We start from the raw sequence: 19595 nt of genomic DNA, 5'->3' as shown, positions 1-19595 counted from the left end.
GCAAGTGTTTAATAAAGCTTATATTGGGGATCTTTCAAAGGGAGATATCTGGAATATCCTGATAAGTTATTTTAACCTATTAAAAATAGCTAAAATGCCGTCCGCATATCTATAAATAAAACCGAAACTCCTTTATAACAAGAAAAATTTTCTCTATTGTTAGTTGCGTTTAAATAGATCCTCTAAAATAAGTTTTTAAATTGGATCATTTGACTACTCATAAATATGAAACTTTTATACGTCAATATAGGAAGGCCCACTATAAGCGGTGCAACGACAACTGTAAAGGAGTTATTATCCAGACTTCCTGACTACGGAATAGAAGTAGGCTTAATCGAGGTCGTCTCTAAAAAAGAAGCAGGGCTACTGGATACTTTCCCCGATCTGAAAAACAAGGTAAAGCTAGAGGATAAAATTGTTTTGCCTAGCGATAGTAAACAATACAGACTTATAAGAAAAATTTATCTTTCTACGATTTTTAAAAATAGGATCAATAAGATCTCAAGAAAATACGATTTTGTTATAGGAGCTTCAACTCGAAACAGTATCAACATGATCTATACTGAACCTTTTATATTTCATCCTTTGTGGAAATTTTACATGGAATTAATTAAAAAAACTAATCCAATTGATGGTACCTTTTGGTTTATAAGTAGTATTTCTAATCTAAAAAGATATAGAAAAAATAAAAATAACATATGCGCCGGGCTAATATTATCCAACTCACTCAAAGAAAATTATGGAATTGACTGTTATCCAATGGACCCACCTGCAGGTGTAGATCTAGAGAGCGCAAGAAGGGCAAAACCCCTGATGGATCTAGACGCTATACAAGTTTCAAGGGTTGGATTCATGAAAGGAACTCACGATACAATAGAAGTCATGAAAAGACTAAAAGAAAAGGGCTACAATAAGTTAGCAATAGCGGGGCCTATAGACCATGATTTCAATCTGGAAGAAAAAATTAAAGATACTGGAATATCATACTTAGGAGAAGTAAGTAGAGACATGATATTCAGCACTATGAAGTCAGGGAAAGTGTTTATTTATCCTACATATATAGACTCATTTGGAATAGTGGTAGCTGAGGCCTTAGCATGTGGTGTACCTGTTGTGACTTACGATATCCCTGCAATGACACATTACTACGGAAAGTGCGACGCTGTGAGAATTGTTAAAACTGGAAACGTGGAGGAAATGACTAGGGAGACTCTAAATATACTTTCTAATTATGAAAAATATTCTAAAATAGCTCTAGAATGTTCGGAAATGTTCTCATGGGAATACACTGTATCATCTTTTATAGGTATTCTAGATAAAACTAAGAATGAAATATAAATTATGTCTATATTTTATTAAACACTAAATACTCTTTTAAGCAATGGGCTCATTACCTTGAGAGACGATGAATCTACGGCTTTCATGATGACATTTATCTCTTCTTTAGATATAACCTTCGTTACTGAGTACAGTTTAAACAAAATAATTAAGAATAGAAACGAAAAGGGAACTACTATAATGCTTGGGTATAGCAAGGGAGAGAGAACAACGGAGGTTATTAAGAAAGCCTTTGCAGTTTCCTTCACTGGAGGCTTGTAAGATGGGATCAGATCCCTTAGAGCAAGAAACGATATAATGAAACTTGGAATGAAATCCACCCATGACGCAACGAAGTATCCCCAATATCCATATAACGGTACAAGAACCGTTATTAAACCTGAAAAAATGATCTGCGTTAACGTATTAACCTTCGACACTGTTCGGACCTTACCTGCATATGTCAACACAGAATTAAATACAGGATATCCTAGAAGATTTGATTCTATCATTCGTATTACCGTAAGCTTCAACATTAAAGGTGCCAATGTGTAGCTCTGCCCTGCAAGTATGAAAATTATCGGATAGCTCATGTAACCAAGAACAATTAGAACTGGAAGATTAATTATTAAATTTAATTTATATATCTTATTAATTATTGTAGATACAGTAGCCTTATCTGAGTAATCGAGCTTTGAAAGTGTCGGTTGAATTGAATAACCTAGAGGATTCACCAAGGTATCTATTACAACTCCTGTTTTGTTTGAAGCCGTGAAGTTAGATACCTCGAAGATGGAGAAAAACCTGTTCACTATAGAAACAGAGTAAATACCTCCAAATACTGAGGAAATTGAAGTCATTGTGAGAGGAAGGCCGAAGGTGATTAGTTCTTTCATGAAGGAGAGAGAGGGAACCGTCAGTAATGACTTTCTTATTAGTAAACTCATACCGTATATTATCATGGCTAAATAAGCTAGCATATACGCTATTTCGACTCCATATACTCTGAGGAAAGATAACGCTAATCCTATGCCTAAAACTGTTTGAACAGTATAATGAGCTATCCACATTTTACTGTTCTCCTCCGTCATTTCAAGGCCTAGAATACCTTGAAATATGGAACTTGAACCCCAATAGGGAATTGAAAACAAGGACGCAAACTGAGCATATGGTATCACGGACGGCTTATCATAAATTGTTGTAAAAATAAAAGGGGTTAGAAAATATCCAATAATGGCTAGTGCAGTGCCGAAGAGCAGGTCGAAAGCGATCCCTGACGAAATATATTTCTTCACTCTAAATTCATCGTCGCTGTACTTAGCTACTAGTCTAGTTACTGCTATGTTAACTCCTCCATTTCCTAAAGAACCTAAAAGGTACGGTAAAGACATAGCAAGGGAGAGAATACCATAGTCCTGTGGCATGAGTATTCTGATGACCATGATAGATCCAATGAAGCCTATCATGTGAGAGAGAAGCCTTCCCTTAAACAAGCTAATGTAGTTTGAAGCAAGCCGTTTTCCTACCTTAGAGGGATCGTTATCACTCAAAAGTTACACTTACATGATTAATGAGTTCAGCTTTAAAAAAGTGGCTACATAATGTATATTTTTTAACTAGTAAAGGAGAAGTGGATCATGGATCCTCTAGTAACAATTGTAGTAGCTACAAAAAACTCTGCTAAGACTGTAGAAAAAACAATGGAGTCTATTTCGAGATTGAATTACAGGAATTTTGAGATATTGGTAGTGGATGGAAATTCTACAGACGATACCTTAAGAATAGTTGATAAATTCTCCTCTAAATATAAAATCAGAGTAATTGAAGAGAAAAGAAAGGGCAGGGGAATAGCTTACAATCGGGGCGTTTTAGAGTCGAGAGGAAAATACGTAGCCTTCTTGGATAGCGATGCGATGGTAGCAACCCCTGGGTGGATAGATTACGCTGTTAGTCTAATGGAAAAGGACGAGAAAATAGGTGTTGTTTTCACCAAGGTTTTCGCTCCTCCCGACTCTTCGTTCATGCAGAAAGCCATAGACGCGTTCCTATGTAAGGGCTTTGCTACAGCTAACGGGGCAATTTACAGAAGGGAGGCCGTGATTAAGGTGGGAGGATTCAACGTAAAAATGAATTACATGCAAGAGGATGAACTTCTGAAGAAACTAACTGCAGCAGGTTATAAGTACGTAGTTAATACCCAAGATATAATTTATCACTATCATAGAAACAATCTGAAATCATATATAGAGCAGAACATCGAGTCTGCCATAGGAGCTAGAATGTACAGAGAATTTACTGGAGAGAGCTGGGTCATAAAGGACGGTACAATGAGAGTGAGCGCAGTCCTATTCGTTGTCTTGATGTCCGTAAGTCTTGCTATTTTCTATCCTTCACTCTTGCTCCCTTTCATCGGAGTAATTTACTTAGGTATTCTCCTGAAAGTAAACAGAGAAACGTGTGAGGTTTACAAGTGGTCAAAGTATACCCTAGGATCGCCGTTCCTTATCTTCTTTTCACTTTTAGGATATTCAATAGGCTTTTTAACTATAAAAGTAGACAGTGGTCTAAATGAATCAGATGCAACAATTCATCCAGCAGTATAATACGCTTTGTCTAGAATACCATTCCTCACAAGACCTCTTAATGATAGAGCTATACGCTTCACTCCTGACCTTACCCATAATTCTTGTGTTGTTTTACCTATTTCGAAATAAAATTAAGTCATTATATAACCGTTTATGGTTCTACCTTTTCAAAAATAGTATTCTTGTTTCAAAAAGAGATAGAGATACCACGTTTAAGGGGATTTTAATAGGTATCTTCATAGTCATGTCAGTTTTCTCCTTCGGGGTTATCGTGATACATGCAGAGACAAAGCAAGGCTTCTCTGAGATGTTGCTTCTTAACGAGAACGGTGCTGTAGGAGGATATACGAGCAACGTTATACCAGGTCAATTAATCGAGTATAACGTTCTGGTTGAAAATCATGAAGGGAAGCCAATGTTTTACAAGTTGTCAGTTATATTACAGAACAGCTCTACTGGAGATAACGAAACCATAACGTCTTCATATAAAGTGCTTTCTAACAATCAGCAATGGAAAGTACCAATAAACTTTACTGTATCAAACACAGGTAATTATAAAATAATATTTATATTATATTATTACAATTCATCTGAGTCAAAGTTTGAAAAAACTAATTTGTTTACTCAGACTTTCCTTACAGTGAAGTAATCAGCTACACTTACACTACACAAACTTTTTTGAGACACAGCTTATTATTAAACAAATCGGGAAAAGAAGCTGGATAAACCATTTATAACACCAGCTGTATCACTTCTTGTGGAAACAAATAAAGAGAAATCTACATCGAATAAATTCTCCACAGTAAGAGAACACGTAGATTACCTTATGTCTAAAGGCTACTCTTTCAATGATGCAGTGGAGGAAACAAGAGAATCATTTGACGTGAAACAGAAGGTAGGAACAATGGAAGTGGTTATTCATACTTCTTCGATTATACTTCTACTCACTGTCTTGTCTGCGTTGCTTAAACCGCTGCTCATCTTTGGAATTCCCTATACGCTTTTCTTCGTCGGATATGCCGTATTAAAGGGGTTCTACCCGAGAATAACCGAAGTATTGTCAGAACTTTCTCTCCTCGGTCTCTCTTTAGGATTAGGTTTCGTTGCAATAGCTCTCATAGGGCTCGTTATAAACTTCACAATTGGTTTTACATTCTTCAATGTGATAATACCAGTAATAATCTTAACAGAAATTTTTAATACAATTAATTCAATCAGGGAGGTGAGACAATGGAATACAAGTACTATCCAGTAACATTCATAATGGCAACCGGTATAATTGATTCTTTAATGCTTATCCTAGGAATCAGGGACTTCAGGTTACTAATTCTCTTGAACGCCATAATTGCAGTGCTCGTTGAAATAGCATTCTTCCCCTTCCCTCAGAAGAGCAGACCTATAATAAACGGTATTACGTTACTATGGATTGGCTTGGTAGTATATTACATGATAGGTATCCTAGGTGGTATATGAAATGAGGTTTTTGAAACCTGAGACATTATCAGTTATCCTTTTTGCCGGTGCGATAGAAATTTCATTATTCGAAATATTAAATGTGTCTATTAATAACTACGATTTACTTAGATATCCTTTCGGACTTACCCAGGAGTTACCTCCTGTATTCTGGATAGGAGATTTTCTTTGCGCTTTTGCAATAATAATACCCATTCTTCAGTACCAGAAGTTCGATAAGAAACTCTACAACAAGATTGTCCCAGCGTCTCTAGTTTTCTTAATCTTCAATAGCTTCTTTCTATTTTATTTCATCAACCCGGTCTTTGTGCTTGCTAGGGACGAGTTAGGACACTCTTCAGAGGTCTTCCTACTACTCGCAAGGCATTCTACACTCATGAATCCAGGTCTTTATCAAGCTTATTATCCGTTTGGCTTCATTTACGGAGCAATTTCCTTCTTATTCTCACCTTTATCACCAACAACTTACTTTATTTTCTATGGTCCATTCATTTTCCCTCTCATTCAGTTAATTACTGGTTATGCGTTCCTTAGGCTTTTCTTGAAATCGCCTTTTTCTGAACTTGGGTTCCTTGTCATGATCATCGCTTCAATGCCATTCTATGTCGCAGAATGGTCGCCGCAGCTAATGTCATACAACTTGCTAATGCCAGCGTTTCTGCTCATAGGGTTAATTATAAAGAACGGAGGATCTAGATTGCTTCCTCTCTTAGTTGTGATAACTGGGCTTACCGGTTTAACTGACATAGGAACTTTCGGAAGCTCCGTCACTGCCCTAATAGGGATGATAGCATTTTATAGAAAAATTGGAAACTTTAACTGGAAATATGTAGGTTACTCTTCCCTTTTGACTGCCTCAATTTACATCTATTGGGTCTTCTTCAATCCATTAGCTCAGGGAGCACAAGGAGGTGCAGATCTGTTATTAGGCCGTTTAGTTACTTTACTGGAATCGATATTTATACCCGAAGCTACAAAGAACCTCGTTCTTCCGTCGTCTCACCTTGCGAGCACTTTCATACCTTCTTCTCCTTATCACTTCTATTCAGTAATAAGCAAGTTAATCGATGGAGGAATATTCTTGGCTAGCGGAATAGCCTCGTTTATATTACTTCTAAAATCGAGGAAGACGAACAAATTCCTATGGATGGCTTTTGCGGTGGGATTATCGCTGATTGCGATGCAGAGCGCATTAGGGTTAGCTAACAACATCAGCAATGTATTAACAAGGATGATACCACAAGCGATGGTGTTTTTCACTGTAATAATTATAGTTTATCTACAACAAAAGAAATTACTTTTCAAAATAGCTCCATTTTTCCTGATTTTGTTAATACCTCTCGCAATTTTAGGATATGCAATGATAGCTACATCTGAACACTCCCCTGAAGCTGCATTCATGGGAGGAGAACTTCTGGGAAGATACGGAGTATCTAGCGATCCGACCTATGAGTTTTACGTTACTGTATATTGTTACGAAGGTCACGAAATACCCACCCAAGGTAAAATCTCGGGCGTAAATTTTGGTGGACCTTATATAGAAACGCTTTCCATTTACTTTAATGGACCTAATTTAAGTGGATATGATACATACTATAACGGAATAATTGAAAACGATACTGTCTTCTTCAATTCAGGAGAAATGTTGGCGGGTACGCCTACTAATTAACTTCAATAAGTAACTTTTTTATTTTTATTTATGTATTTTCTTTTAATTCATTTTAATTTATTATCTATACAAGAAATTATCTTTACATTTTTAACTCATATGAAACTTCTAGGTCATTAAATGCTTGTTTATAAAATTCCAGAGTCGATTTGGCGACTTCTTCCCATGTATAACGTTTGGCGATTTCAAGTGAATTCTTTCCGAGATTAGGATCTTCAACGATCCTTATCATCGCTTCTTTGACGGACTGAACGTCTGAAGGATCAACACAGAATCCGTTGATTCCATCTTTCACCACCTCTACGTTGGGACTATGCTTCGACACTAGGATAGGAAGTCCAGAGCCAAGAGCATCCATTACAGCCGTACTTACACCCCCATCGCCGAATGAATCTCCAAGCATCAAGAAAGCGTCAGATGCCTTATAGTAATACTTTCTTTCATCATACTTTACAGGAGGGATGAAAGTGACACGATCCTGAATTTTGAGGCTATTCACTAAACCTTGTAATTCGTTCTTAAGATAACCCCAACTGACCATCGCTAGCCTAGAGTTTGGCTTCTCCTTGAGTAACAGGCTAAACGCCTTAACCATCTCAGGGAGCCTCTTCCCGTTTACCAGCTGCCCTAGATAAAGGAATATATACTCATCCTTATCTAAACCTAGCCTCTCTCTTAACTCTGCCTTGGATTCACTCACTCTCATCGAATCCAGATCGATCCCTATTGGTATCACTACGTGTCTCTTCGGCTTGAGATAACTCATAAATTCCTTCTTAATGACCTCGTTGGGGAAAATGTATCCCTGAGCTCCCCTGTATAAGAAGGACGAATAGATTCTCCTAATCTGCTTCTTTATTGAAGATCTCTCACGAAGGCTACTGGAACCTATTACTGTTACTATCTTCCTAGCTGGAAGAAACCTGACACCTAGATAGTAGCCACCAACTGCATGAACCACATCGGCTTCCTTTATTAAGTCATGTTTCTGTAGGTAAGCATAGATTACTCTAAAATGGTATGCCTGACGTTTTAAATTAGGTGTCTTAACGTCTATTACCTTAAAGTGGTCGTTCACTTCGTTTACCTTATTTTCGAGTGATATCCTTACTCCCACGATGTCTATTCCCATCCTGCTGAATCGTTTAGCGAGTTCATATGAGTAAACCTCTATACCGTCCCAAGGCCTAGTGGTCAGTGGCAGAAAGACAACTTTCATTACACTGATAAGACCTGCTAAGAATATAAGTTTTCATAAAGGTTCGGCATTAATCCAAAGATTTCATTTCCTTGATTATCTCCTGCTCTACTTCTTCAAGAGACATAGGGTCTGGTGTGGATTTTAGTAATAGACCTAAAGTTATAACAAAGAAAGAAACTAATATAAGGAGAATTGTGAAATAATAATTAAATAAATGAAAAGATATAGATAAAATTGTATAGATCAATAATGATAGTATCCCTGTGAACAATAATAAATAGCCATAGAACTTCTGTGGTGACATATGATAGAAAATGGTAGAACGCTTCATAAAATTTTTTGCTGGTCAAGGTTAGAAGATAAAAGAGAAAGACACCGTCGCTGTCGTTCTTAATATGAATTATCTACCATCTAAATCTATAGTAGTGTTTCAGATTGTACCTCTTCAAAAGCTGAGAATATCTGTAAAAAGAAATTATCTATTATTTCTTAACATTGACTTGTTTGATGCGTTAGACTAAAGTACTAATTGACTTTACAAAAAAGAAAAATTTTATATCGAGTTATTACGCTAATAAATTATAATGAGAGTGAGAATACTTACCGAGACAGATCTTAGAGGAGTTTACGCTACTACGCTACTGATGTACAAGAAATTGAGCGAAGCCGGAATAGAGGTGAACATGTACACGACTTTTAAGTCGGATTTCAACTACATAGAGCCACCCCGAGAAGGGAAGTTGTTTGGAAGAGAAGCCATACTCAATAGCGAGAAGTACTCTTCTAAAGTCTTGAGTGAGATAAAGCCAGAGAAAGGATCTATAATTCATCTAGCTAACGCTTGGCACGGAATAATACCACTTGCAGAGAAGATGGGTGTAAAGACCGTAATAAACGTACAATACTGGTGGCCTACATGTTACTTCAATTCGATGGAGGAAAACTTCTGTGACTGTAGAAGTATTACCAAGCTCAGTAAGTGTATAGGCATGAAAAAGAAAGGCATGAGGAGTTACACTTCCTTGGCTGAGGCTTATTACGCTGTGAAGAAAATGGAGAGGATAAAGGCCAATGTTTCTTCAGCTTCCGCTATAATTGCAGTAAGCAAAGTGGTGAAAGACGTTCTAGTATCTAGAGGTTTTCCAGAAGACAAAATAAGAATAATTAACGTGAATGCCCTCGCATCCAACATCGATTACGTACCTTACACACCCTCTTCCAAGTTCACTTTCGCTTACCTGAGTTACCCCGACAGAGAGAAAGGGGTATTTCAACTCCTTCATGCTTTCGCATACGCTTCGAAGAAGAACCCTAACATTAGACTAAAGATCCCCGGAGGACTTGAATCGAGCGAAGTGATCTCGACCGTAAGAGATCTAGGAATCGAGAAGAGTGTTGAAATGACCAAGAGAGTTCCTTATGAGAAGTATTTATTGTCTCTCAAACAGATTTTGGCTGACGTCGACTTCGTAGTTGTCCCAAGCTTATACATAGATACGTGGGGAAGGGTAGTGATAGAATCCATGCTAGCAGGAAGGCCAACTATCGTAACTAAAGGTAATGGAGGATTGATAGAGCAAGTGAACGACGGAGTAGACGGTTATCACGTTAACACTTATGACATTAAGGAATTCGGAGAAGCGCTGTATAAGGTATCATTAATGCCAAGGGAAGAGGTCAGGAAGATGGGGCTCATAGCCAGAGATAATGCAAGCAAAAAGTTCGATAACAAAGTGATTATAGATCAGTTAATTTCGACCTACAAGGAAATCCTGTGATCTCATGAAAAAGGTTTCGATAGCCTTACTTGATCTAAACGTCCTGGGAGGAATTCAGCTGATGACCATTGACACTTTGAGGATACTCTCCAAGGGAGGATACCACATAACACTAATTACATCTAGGACTTCTCCTCTCATCCTAAACGAGCTTAAGAAGGATGATACTCTAAAGAACTTGAGTATCGAGAGGTTACCCGATTTAAAGAACGTAACTCTTCAGATGCTTCATGACTTCCTATCTAAAAGAAAGGTCACTATTAACATGCATGGTGACATTCAACCAATTATGGGAGATATCATCTATTTCCATCAATTTAATGTTGACTATAGAATTAGATCTCCAATCAAAGAAAGATTGAAGATACTCCCTCAATATCAGATAAGGAAAACGTTCATACAGAGAGCCAAGAAGGAAGGTAGTATAATCGCTGTAAACAGTAGATGGACCAAGGCAGAGGCTAAGTACTTCTGGGACATCGACGCAACTTTACTTCATCCTCCAGTTCACCTTAAATTAGATGGTAAATTAAAAGAAGATTTCGAGAGAGAGAAAGCAGTGATAACTGTGTCTCGATTCTCCAGAGATAGGGGTCTAGAGAGGGTATTGAAGGTAGCGAGAAATCTGAGCGACGTAAAGTTCATCTTAGCGGGACACGTTCAAGACGAACAATACTTCAGGGAGCTCTTAGAATCTAAAACTGAAAACGTTAGTCTCTACCCTAACGTAGAAGAAGAACAGAAAACCAAGCTCTTGCTCTCCTCAAGAGTATACTTCAATCCGACGCCGTACATAGAAGGCTTCGGCGTAGCTGTAGTTGAGGGAATGAATGCCGGTCTAATCCCTGTTTCCAGAGACGTAGGAGGTGTAGTAGACTTCGTCCCAATTAAATATACATACCATAAGGACGATGAGATCCAAGCTAAAATTGAGGAAGCTATCAACGAGTGGAACTTCTGTAAAGCCAAGGAAATGATGAAGAAAGCAGAAGATTTTTCGATAGAGAATTACGAAAGAAATCTTCTTGATTTAGTAAATAAAGTTCTATAGTAAAACTTAATTATAAGATATTTTTATATTGTAAGCAAAATTCATGGAAACGCTTTTATTTTTAGTTTTTATAATCACTTCATGCTCGATATAGGTCTCTCTTTGCTAGCCATACATTTTACTGAACCGTTAAGCTACTTTGCTTACATCAAGAACAAGAAATTAGACTTAAAGGAGAATGAAGACCTCCCACCGGTGAGCGTGATAATACCGTCTTACAACGAGAAGGACAAGATAAGGGAGAAAATAATGAATGTATTAGAAAGCTACCCTCGTGAAAAGGTAGAGCTAGTCATAGTAGATTCCAGCGACGACGGAACCTTTGAAGAAATAAGAAACATTCAAGATGAAATTTCTTCTGGAATGAGTTATTTACAGATACCCAGAATGAAAATAATAAAGACTGAGAGGAGAGGGAAGATCTTTGCAATAAAGGAAGGAGTTAAGGCGTCTAGCAACAACATAGTGCTCATGACCGACGTAGATGCAAAATGGGACGACCCACTTCAGAATGCCATAAAATACCTCCACGGTGAGGTGGGGGCAGTAAGCTGTATAAAACACGCCAATTCCTCTGCCGAGAACTCTTACAGGGACTTTTACAACGTCCTTAGAATGGGAGAATCAGCTATACATTCTTCCCCAATATTTCACGGGGAAATGACTGCTTTTAGAAAGGATGTTCTGTCCTGTGACGAGATACCGATAGTTGGAGCTGATGATAGTACAATAGCTACTATCACTGCACTGAAGGGGTATAGAGCTGTGTGCGTGAACATGAGGGCTTACGAGCTAGCACCCTCTGGAATGGATTACGTCCGTTGGAAGGCAAGGAGAGGGTCACATTTGATAATACATTTCACCAGATACCTTCCTAAGGTGTTGAAAAGCGAGAACAAGAAGTTCAAGAAGGTCTTTGCTGAGGAAGCTTACCTCCACCTGATAAACCCGTGGATATTAGTGGTAGGATTTGCCATAGTAACCTTGTCCGACCCAATTCTGAGTTTATTGATGCTTTCCTTGTTGGGATTACTTTACGTCCCTAAAAAGACGAGAAACGTAATTAAGGCTTGGTTTCCAAATCAGATTTTCCTGATCATAGCTCAAATGTATGCTTTGTTTAAAGGAGAGGTGAAAATGTGGAGCGCACTGAAAAAGTGATCCACGTAAATCACTCCTTCTATCCAGTCCCCGGAGGAATGGAAAAGGTCTTGTATGAGTTAGCATCAAGACAATCTAAAATTCACGAGGTAGAAGTTATTACCTCTGACAAGGTTCCCGAGGAGAAGTTCAACTTCAACGTGACTAGAGTTAAGTCAATAAGGCCTCTAGGGATGCCAGACCTTACTTATCCTCTTGAAAAGGTTGAGTTGAAAGAAGGCGTATATCACTTCCATTCTCAAAATTCGCTTTTTACAGTTAAGTTAATAAAGAAAATAAAGGATAGGAAAGTTCTTACCGTCATGGCGATGAACTCATTAAGGAGTCATCCAAATCCGTTGGTCAGAGGAATGGCGCCTCTATATCACAAGGTAACGGAATCTGCGATAAGGAACGCTGATGTGATAATAGCCAAGAATCTGGGAGATGCCGAACTTGTAAAGACGTATGGAAAGGAGGCTGAGATCATCCCTGATGGTGTTGACGATTACTTATTATCTGCACCTAAAATGAAACCTGAAATAGAAGAGAAGTATGTATTATATCTAGGTAGATTACACACAATCAAAGGTGTAGATCTCCTGATGAGGGCATCCAGAAAGGTAAATGCAAAGGTAGTTTTCGCTGGTCCTGGTGACATAAAGAAATATAAAGAACTAGCGAGGAAACTAAATGTCAGTGATAAGTGCATTTTCATGGGAATAGTAGATGAGAAAAAGAAAATTTCGTTACTGGACGGGGCGTCAGCTGTAGTAATACCTAGCATTACAGATTACGCAGAGGCGTTCTCAATAGTTCTAAGTGAGGCATGGAGCAGAGAGAAGACAGTCATAGCTTCTGCCGTTGGAAGCCTGAGATATAGGGTGAAGCACGGGACAAATGGTTTGCTGGTTCCTCCTAACGATGAAAGCGAATTATCAAAAGTCGTAAATGAGGTTTTGGACGGTAGATGGGACGATCTAGGAAAGGAGGGTAAAAAGGAAGTGGTGACTTGGAATCAAGTAATAGATATGACTGAGAAAGTTTACTGGAGGTGAACCGAATGCGGGGTGCGTGGGCATATATAATCCTTATAGGAATTGCGCTTATTGTAATTGGACTTTTCGTCATTTCTTATTATCCGATTGCAATTTTCGGAACAACTCTAGTTACAGGAGGACTTGCAGTACTGGGAGTAAACATGGGAGGTTCCTCAGACAACAAGGCAGAACTTCTGACTAAAACTATGAACGACAATCTGGAGCTTGCTTTCAGGACTTACGACAAGAGGAATTTCTACAGGATTTTCGTTCCTTCCTCTCTCGGGCAAAACGGTATGTTAATGCTAGAAAAATTCCCTATTAATATAGATAAAGTAGAGAGAAAATTCATACAAAACTTTAACGGAGTTTTCGGAGTATTCATGGAAACTCCAGCTACCATCTTAATACAAGAGTTAAGGAGAAGCGGTATATCCATGACTGAGGACGCAGAATTGATACTAAAGAAAGGTATGACAGAGCTCTACAAGTTCTGCGATGACGTGAAAGTAGAAGTTGGACAGTCTGAATTCAACGTAACCATTGTAAATCCTAAGCCGTCCAGCCCGATAGGCGCAATAGGATTTATACAAGCCCTCATTGTAGCTTCCATAATAGCAGAGAGGGAATCGAAGATTTCCTTCATCAAGAAACAAGAGATGAGGAAGGGGAATCTTGTCCTTGACGTCAGGGTATATCAAGAGCAGAACTAACAAAATTAAACTTCTAAAAAAGTTTTTAATTCACCTTTAGATAAAGTAAGGGACTATCCAGAATGTGAGTAGAAGATCTCTTCTTGTCTAGATCTAAGTAATACGCTGGTCCTTCATTTATCTCTGTCTTGTTCTTCTGCTTTTCTAAAGCAACTGTGGATTTCATTTGTTTTCACCTAATATACTCTTCTTGTTATCTTATAAAATCTTGTATTGGTGTTTATAGTAGTAGAACCTTTATTCTAACAATAGTAAGTATATAAACATATTATCAAGTGTATAGTAACCGTCCAAATTATAGACATTTACATTTCTTGTAGTTAATCCAAGTTTTTTCGTTTAAAATCCACGTCATGTCTCATCACTTTGAATAGAATAACAGTTTTTAACCTTATAAGACAAAATAGATTATCTTTAGGGATAATCCAAAAAGCTTTTTTCCCATTTTCTTTAAATAGTCATATGAAAATTTTAATCAGCGGAGGAGCCGGTTTCCTTGGCTCGTTCTTAGTTGAGTCCTTAATTAAAGAGGACCACGATATCACAGTCGTTGATGATTTCTCCACCGTTAAGTATCACGCCTTGCCTGAAAAAGTGAAACTGATCAAAGGAAAGATCGAGTCCACCGACTTAAACGAGAAGTTTGATTACGTAGTCCACCTTGCAGCGAGACCCTCCCCGGAGGACTACATACAACACCCAGTTGAGACCGCTATGTCGAACTCCATGGGAACTTACAAAATGTTAGAGATAACGAGGAAAAGCGACGGGGTCATGGTATATACCTCTAGCTCTGAGGTCTATGGTTCAGCAGAGATAGTGCCCACTCCGGAGACGTACTGGGGGAAAGTGAACCCTAATGGAATAAGGAGTTGTTACGACGAGAGCAAGAGGTTCTCCGAGGCCTTGATCATGTCTTACTACAGGGAGTACGGACTGGACGTGAGGATTCAGAGGCCCTTCAACGTCTACGGACCAAGGCTAAGAGAGGACGGGAGTTACGGGAGAGTCGTTTCTAGGTTCATATACCAAGCAATTAAGGGAGAAGACATTACAATCTTTGGGGACGGAAACCAGACTAGGGCTTTCCTCTACGTGGACGATTGGGTAAACGCAACGCTCAAAATGATGTTCTTGAAGAGTCTCAAGGGAGAGGTCTTCAACGTCGGGTCTAACAAGGAAATGAAAATAATAGACTTAGCTAGCATGATACTTGAAATGTCAGGTTCAACGTCTAAGATAAAGTTCCTCCCTCCCAGGCCAGATGACCCACCTAGAAGGGCTGCTGACATCTCTAAAGCCAGGGAGAAGCTGGGATGGGAACCCAAAGTTTCAGTAGAAGACGGACTAAAGAAGACAATTGAGTGGTTCAGAGAACAACTATGAGGTGATTCGAATGAAAATAGGCGTTGTAGGCCTCGGATATGTAGGGATAGTCACGTCGGCAGTATTAGCTAACCAAGGCCATCACATAATAGGCGTTGATATAGACCAGAAAAGGGTAGACGGGCTCAACTGTAGCGTTAACCCGATTTATGAGCCAGGCCTCGACGAGTTGCTGAAAAAGAACACTGGGAGACTCTTTTTCACTACTGACTATTCCTTCCTGAGGGAGGTGGACTTAGCTTTCATCTCGGTAAGCACACCTACAGTTAACGGAGAGATATACTTGGACTACGTCTTCTCTGCGGCTAAGTCCCTTTCCAAGGTACTCAGAAAGGACGCAGTTATCGTCATGAAGAGCACGGTTCTGCCAGGAACGTCCAGGAAGGTAAGAGAAATCACCGGGATTGAGACTGTCTCAAACCCAGAGTTCTTGAAAGAGGGAACCGCTATAGAGGATAGTATAAGGCCTGACAGAGTGGTGATAGGGAGTACCTCTAAGGAGGCAGGAGACCTAGTAGAGGAAGTATGGAAGTTCACTAACGCGCCCATATTGAGGACTACTCCTGAGGAGGCTGAGATGATAAAGTACGCTGCTAATTCCTTTTTAGCTATGAAGGTTTCGTTCATTAACGAGATAGCTAACCTCTGCGAGAAAATCCCAGGCTGCGACGTGAATAACATAGCCAAGGGAATAGGGTTCGACAAGAGAATTTCTCCTTATTTCTTGAGGGCAGGCCTAGGTTGGGGAGGATCCTGTTTCCCCAAGGATACACTTGCGATCGCGTCCTATGCCAGAAGCATGGGAACTCCATTGAGACTAGTTGAGGCCGCCATCCAAGTTAACAACGAGAGGCCCAGAAAGGCGGTGGGACTCCTCAAGGAAATGATGGGGAGCCTCAAAGACAGGAGGATATGCGTCCTCGGCGTAGCGTTTAAGCCTGACACAGACGACACTAGAGAGAGCGTCTCAATAAAAATCATCAGGTTGCTTAAGGAAGACGGTGCTACAGTGTTCGCTTACGACCCCAAAGCCAAGACTGACCTGGCGCAAATGACCAGCCTAGATGAATGCGTGAACATGTCTGAAGGAGTAATAATTGCAACTGAATGGAAAGAATTTATTGGGATCGAAGAGAAGCTTAAAGGAAAATACGTAGTAGACGGAAGAAGGATCCTTAACCCTTCAGTGTTAGGATATAAGTTCAGAGCAATAGGTTTGGGTGAGTGACACGCAAGGAATAATTACGGCTGCAGGTTTGGGAACCAGGATGCTACCAGTAAGTAAGGAAATACCAAAGGAGATGCTCCCAGTTCCGTTTAACGGTGAACTCAAGCCCGTCATACAAGTGATTTTCGAGCAACTATTCGAAAATGGATTGAGGGATTTCATTTTCGTAGTCAGCAAGAACAAGAGGGTAATCGAAGATTACTTTACCCCTGATTATGAGTTCGTAAGGTTCCTGGAGATGAAAGGAAAGAACTCACAAGCCGAAAGCCTAATGAGCTTTTATAAGAAGATTGAATCCAGCAATTTAGCTTTTGTCAACCAAAACGAGCCGAGAGGGTTCGGTGATGCAGTGCTGCGCGCTGAACCTTACGCAAAGGACAAGTTCCTAGTAGTTGCAGCTGATACGATAGTTAAGGATCTGGATATAAGTAAAATGAAAACAAATTCCTTTCTAACTACGAGAGTTACTGACGCTAGGAATTACGGTGTAGTTATAGCTGAGGGCGACAAGGTCATAGATGTAGAGGAGAAGCCCAAAGTTCCTAGGTCAAACATGATTATCGTCCCTTACTACATGTTCGATAGGAGAATCTTCTCCGCCCTCAGAGGAATTTCTTACTCAGAAGAACTGCAACTCACTTGCGGGATCAGAACCTTGATAAAGAACGGAGTAGACTTCAGAGTCGTAGAAGTATCTCAAGTTTACGACCTAGGTAACTTTAATGGTTATGCAGAGTACGTGAAACAGGGAATTTAAATCAACATGGCCTTAAAAACAAGTATTTTTCTATTTTTCCAAATGTAGTATTTATGTTGTAGTTAAAGTTTAGACATGAACAACAAAAAAGATTTAAATTGGAACAACATATTCGTTTCAATGCAGGAAATTCCTATTGTAGTACTTAACTACAATGGTTTACATTTGCTGAAGCTATATCTCGACAGTGTGCTGAGAACTGAATATCCAAACGAGGTGATAGTAGTAGATAACGGTTCTAAGGATGGTAGCTTAGAATACCTCAAGTCTAAAGGAGTGAAGGTAATTCCTTTAGACAGGAACTATGGGCCCTCCTATGCTAGGAACGTCGCAATCAGGACTTTCAAGACTAAATACATGGCTTTCTTAGACAACGACGTGGAGGTGCCCAAGGACTGGTTGGATCCACTAGTTGAGGTAACAAAGAGTGACGAGAGTATCGCAGCAGTTCAAAGTGTTTACACTGAGTGGAGTTGGGGAGAAGAGCCATCAGAGATCCCCTGGTTTTCAACAGCTGCAGCGTTAACTAGAAGAGACGTGTTGGAGAGAGTGGGAGGCTTTGATGAACACTACTTCTTCTACTGGGAAGATACAGAGCTATCCTGGAGGTTATACAGAGCAGGATACAGAGTTATGATGGTTCCTAAGTCGAGAGTCATTCACGAAGCCCACGGCACGTTCAAGAGACTCCCTTCACAGTTCACCTCCTATTTGACCATGAGAAATCAGTTGATCCTTCTCCTCTCTTATTACAATAAGAAACAGATCCTTTCTAACTTTATACCACTATATTTCGTTAGACTTATACAATCTTTCTCTCCTCCAAATAGGAAAGCTAAGTTGAAGGCAATTCTTACTTTAGGTAAAGAAATGGGATATGTAATGAAAAAGAGATCTGAAGTAAGGAAAATTACGGTAAGTAATGAGGATAGATTTCTTAACTATTTAGGTAAAGATCCGTTCGGTTTTATGGAGATAAGGTCAATTATAGAAGGGATAAAGTATAGACTATTATCGAAGGAAACGTAAGCTGAGAGTCAACAGGATATAAAGCAGAAATATACTGCATAGCGATAAGATGTATAGTGCTAAATGAGGGAAAAGAAGTGTAGGAACAAAAAATCATGTGCATATATACGTTTTCCTTTTCTAGGTTTTATACTATGTAAATCTCTTTACTTAGTGAGTTCATTGGTCTGACTCTACCTTTCATGAGGACCATGTCCTCTACCCTGACGCCAAATTTACCGGGAATGTAAACTCCCGGTTCTACAGTGAAGGTCATGTTATCGTCCACAGCCTCCTCATTTCCTTTAGAGATATAAGGGTCTTCATGCACGTCTATGCCTATCCCGTGCCCAGTCCTGTGAATGAAGAAATTTCCCATACCCTCCTTCTCTATCACTGACCTAGCTAGACGGTCTACGTCCTTTGCCTTCATTCCACTGACGCTACTCTCCGCTTCCTCTTGTGCTCTAACTACCACGTCATGAACTTTCTTTACCTCGGGGTTTGGGCTCCCGACTGACACCACGCGCGTGGAGTCCGTGGAATAACCCTTGAATTTGATTCCGAAATCGACGATAACCACGTCCCCCTTCTTCACTTTCCTATTGGTACACCTGAGGTGTGGCATAGAAGTGTTATATCCTGATGTCAATATTGTAGGGAAGGAAGGTGACACCCCACGGACAGAGAACTCCTCCTCTAGTTTCCTCGCTAGCTCACACTCACTTAACCCTTCCTTCACCTCGTTCAAGAAGTCCAGAAAGCTACTCTCAGCGGTCGTAATGCCTTCCATCATGATATCTATCTCTTCCTGCTCTTTCCTAGACCTGAGTTCCATTAGGAGAGAACTAGCTAGGGAAAGGGTGGGAGAAAACCTTTTCTCTATTTGGTACGTGAAGGCAGTCCACAGTTGGTCGTCAAGTGCAACCCTGCTTCGTTTCTCCATCCTCGTGAGGGAATAGGGATCCTCACCATCATGATAGGAGAGTACAGAGAACCCGGTTTGTGACAACTGCTCCTCGTAGAGCTTAGGAGCCAAGAAGTAAGCCTCATCCCGCGACACTATGAAGAGGAGTGGTCTTTCCATCTGTTCATCAGTGAAACCTGTGAGGTAAAACATGTTACTTGTAGGCCCTAAAATGACGTAATCTACCTCCTTTTTTCCCATCAAGTCCCTCAATTTATCTACTCTGCTCCTTTTCATGTTTCTACTCTAGTAAAAGAGAGGGATAAATATACTACTCACAAA

19 protein-coding genes are annotated in these 19595 nt (G+C 39.6%); 15 read left to right on the top strand and 4 right to left on the bottom strand.

The features are described from left to right. Positions 1-225 precede the first annotated feature (225 nt). Positions 226-1338: a glycosyltransferase family 4 protein gene (locus IC007_RS10205; RefSeq protein WP_054846360.1), complete on the top strand. Its 1113-nt coding sequence runs from the start codon at positions 226-228 to the stop codon at positions 1336-1338. A 17-nt stretch (positions 1339-1355) separates the two neighbouring features. Here the strand turns inward: IC007_RS10205 and IC007_RS10200 are convergent, their stop codons facing one another. Beyond that, on the bottom strand, positions 1356-2867 hold the full coding sequence (locus IC007_RS10200) for an oligosaccharide flippase family protein (protein ID WP_054846359.1): 1512 nt from the start codon (positions 2865-2867) through the stop codon (positions 1356-1358). An 84-nt stretch (positions 2868-2951) separates the two neighbouring features. Between IC007_RS10200 and IC007_RS10195 the strand changes: the two genes are divergently transcribed. The 5 genes from IC007_RS10195 (at position 2952) to IC007_RS10175 (ending at position 7044) form a co-directional block, all read left to right on the top strand. Further along, on the top strand, positions 2952-3920 hold the full coding sequence (locus IC007_RS10195) for a glycosyltransferase family 2 protein (protein WP_054846358.1): 969 nt from the start codon (positions 2952-2954) through the stop codon (positions 3918-3920). Between the two features lie 226 nt (positions 3921-4146). Continuing rightward, positions 4147-4551 (top strand): DUF1616 domain-containing protein, encoded by a 405-nt coding sequence (locus IC007_RS14295; RefSeq protein ID WP_500797352.1) that lies wholly within the window; start codon positions 4147-4149, stop codon positions 4549-4551. A gap of 108 nt (positions 4552-4659) precedes the next feature. After that, complete coding sequence (locus IC007_RS10185; protein WP_054846356.1) at positions 4660-5157, top strand: hypothetical protein; 498 nt, start codon at positions 4660-4662, stop codon at positions 5155-5157. Continuing rightward, complete coding sequence (locus tag IC007_RS10180; protein ID WP_054846355.1) at positions 5133-5375, top strand: hypothetical protein; 243 nt, start codon at positions 5133-5135, stop codon at positions 5373-5375. Before IC007_RS10185 ends, IC007_RS10180 begins: the two co-directional genes overlap by 25 nt. 1 nt (position 5376) lies before the next feature. Then, entirely contained in the window at positions 5377-7044 is a 1668-nt protein-coding gene (locus IC007_RS10175) for a hypothetical protein (protein WP_149528713.1), read from the top strand. A gap of 82 nt (positions 7045-7126) precedes the next feature. Here the strand turns inward: IC007_RS10175 and IC007_RS10170 are convergent, their stop codons facing one another. Beyond that, positions 7127-8263 carry a glycosyltransferase family 4 protein gene (locus IC007_RS10170; RefSeq protein WP_149528712.1) on the bottom strand — a complete coding sequence of 379 codons (1137 nt, stop codon included), beginning with the start codon at positions 8261-8263 and terminating at the stop codon, positions 7127-7129. 566 nt (positions 8264-8829) lie between these two features. On the opposite strand from IC007_RS10170, the gene IC007_RS10165 reads away from it, so the two are divergent. The 5 genes from IC007_RS10165 (at position 8830) to IC007_RS10145 (ending at position 13967) form a co-directional block, all read left to right on the top strand. Beyond that, entirely contained in the window at positions 8830-10023 is a 1194-nt protein-coding gene (locus IC007_RS10165; protein ID WP_054846353.1) for a glycosyltransferase family 4 protein, read from the top strand. 4 nt (positions 10024-10027) lie between these two features. Continuing rightward, on the top strand, positions 10028-11074 hold the full coding sequence (locus IC007_RS10160) for a glycosyltransferase family 4 protein (protein ID WP_054846352.1): 1047 nt from the start codon (positions 10028-10030) through the stop codon (positions 11072-11074). Between the two features lie 81 nt (positions 11075-11155). Beyond that, positions 11156-12235 (top strand): glycosyltransferase, encoded by a 1080-nt coding sequence (locus IC007_RS10155; RefSeq protein ID WP_054846351.1) that lies wholly within the window; start codon positions 11156-11158, stop codon positions 12233-12235. Then, the gene (locus tag IC007_RS10150) at positions 12214-13272 is read left to right on the top strand and encodes a glycosyltransferase family 4 protein (protein WP_232048893.1); all 1059 of its coding nucleotides are present in this window, start codon (positions 12214-12216) and stop codon (positions 13270-13272) included. Before IC007_RS10155 ends, IC007_RS10150 begins: the two co-directional genes overlap by 22 nt. 5 nt (positions 13273-13277) lie before the next feature. Further along, a complete protein-coding gene (locus IC007_RS10145; protein WP_054846350.1) occupies positions 13278-13967 on the top strand; it encodes a hypothetical protein in 690 nt (229 codons plus the stop codon). A 25-nt stretch (positions 13968-13992) separates the two neighbouring features. On the opposite strand, the gene IC007_RS13365 is transcribed toward IC007_RS10145, so the two are convergent. After that, positions 13993-14133: a hypothetical protein gene (locus IC007_RS13365; protein WP_156303809.1), complete on the bottom strand. Its 141-nt coding sequence runs from the start codon at positions 14131-14133 to the stop codon at positions 13993-13995. Between the two features lie 296 nt (positions 14134-14429). Between IC007_RS13365 and IC007_RS10140 the strand changes: the two genes are divergently transcribed. From IC007_RS10140 to IC007_RS10125, 4 genes are all read left to right on the top strand, one after another. Beyond that, positions 14430-15353, top strand: a complete 924-nt coding sequence (locus IC007_RS10140; protein WP_054846349.1) for an NAD-dependent epimerase/dehydratase family protein — start codon at positions 14430-14432, stop codon at positions 15351-15353. Positions 15354-15363: 10 nt separating this feature from the next. Beyond that, complete coding sequence (locus IC007_RS10135; protein WP_054846377.1) at positions 15364-16581, top strand: UDP-glucose dehydrogenase family protein; 1218 nt, start codon at positions 15364-15366, stop codon at positions 16579-16581. After that, complete coding sequence (locus IC007_RS10130; protein ID WP_084739832.1) at positions 16574-17338, top strand: sugar phosphate nucleotidyltransferase; 765 nt, start codon at positions 16574-16576, stop codon at positions 17336-17338. Before IC007_RS10135 ends, IC007_RS10130 begins: the two co-directional genes overlap by 8 nt. Before the next feature lie 120 nt (positions 17339-17458). Continuing rightward, entirely contained in the window at positions 17459-18367 is a 909-nt protein-coding gene (locus IC007_RS10125; RefSeq protein ID WP_054846375.1) for a glycosyltransferase family 2 protein, read from the top strand. Between the two features lie 127 nt (positions 18368-18494). On the opposite strand, the gene IC007_RS10120 is transcribed toward IC007_RS10125, so the two are convergent. Continuing rightward, positions 18495-19550, bottom strand: coding sequence for a M24 family metallopeptidase (locus tag IC007_RS10120; RefSeq protein ID WP_054846348.1), 1056 nt, complete (start codon positions 19548-19550; stop codon positions 18495-18497). Between the last annotated feature and the right edge of the window lie 45 nt (positions 19551-19595).

This window comes from Sulfuracidifex tepidarius, from assembly GCF_008326425.1.
Classification (GTDB): domain Archaea; phylum Thermoproteota; class Thermoprotei_A; order Sulfolobales; family Sulfolobaceae; genus Sulfuracidifex; species Sulfuracidifex tepidarius.
Note: the sequence above shows the minus strand (reverse complement) of the source record. Positions and strands in the feature narration are given on the sequence as shown.

Excerpts from the sequence above, each read along its gene's own strand:
- IC007_RS10145 (WP_054846350.1), top strand. The coding sequence starts at position 13,278 with ATGCGGGGTGCGTGGGCATATATAATCCTTATAGGAATTGCGCTTATT.
- IC007_RS10120 (WP_054846348.1), bottom strand. The coding sequence starts at position 19,550 with ATGAAAAGGAGCAGAGTAGATAAATTGAGGGACTTGATGGGAAAAAAG.
- IC007_RS10155 (WP_054846351.1), top strand. The coding sequence starts at position 11,156 with ATGCTCGATATAGGTCTCTCTTTGCTAGCCATACATTTTACTGAACCG.
- IC007_RS10135 (WP_054846377.1), top strand. The coding sequence starts at position 15,364 with ATGAAAATAGGCGTTGTAGGCCTCGGATATGTAGGGATAGTCACGTCG.
- IC007_RS13365 (WP_156303809.1), bottom strand. The coding sequence starts at position 14,133 with ATGAAATCCACAGTTGCTTTAGAAAAGCAGAAGAACAAGACAGAGATA.
- IC007_RS14295 (WP_500797352.1), top strand. The coding sequence starts at position 4,147 with ATGTCAGTTTTCTCCTTCGGGGTTATCGTGATACATGCAGAGACAAAG.
- IC007_RS10170 (WP_149528712.1), bottom strand. The coding sequence starts at position 8,263 with ATGAAAGTTGTCTTTCTGCCACTGACCACTAGGCCTTGGGACGGTATA.
- IC007_RS10125 (WP_054846375.1), top strand. The coding sequence starts at position 17,459 with ATGCAGGAAATTCCTATTGTAGTACTTAACTACAATGGTTTACATTTG.
- IC007_RS10180 (WP_054846355.1), top strand. The coding sequence starts at position 5,133 with ATGGAATACAAGTACTATCCAGTAACATTCATAATGGCAACCGGTATA.
- IC007_RS10165 (WP_054846353.1), top strand. The coding sequence starts at position 8,830 with ATGAGAGTGAGAATACTTACCGAGACAGATCTTAGAGGAGTTTACGCT.
- IC007_RS10205 (WP_054846360.1), top strand. The coding sequence starts at position 226 with ATGAAACTTTTATACGTCAATATAGGAAGGCCCACTATAAGCGGTGCA.
- IC007_RS10160 (WP_054846352.1), top strand. The coding sequence starts at position 10,028 with ATGAAAAAGGTTTCGATAGCCTTACTTGATCTAAACGTCCTGGGAGGA.
- IC007_RS10140 (WP_054846349.1), top strand. The coding sequence starts at position 14,430 with ATGAAAATTTTAATCAGCGGAGGAGCCGGTTTCCTTGGCTCGTTCTTA.
- IC007_RS10175 (WP_149528713.1), top strand. The coding sequence starts at position 5,377 with ATGAGGTTTTTGAAACCTGAGACATTATCAGTTATCCTTTTTGCCGGT.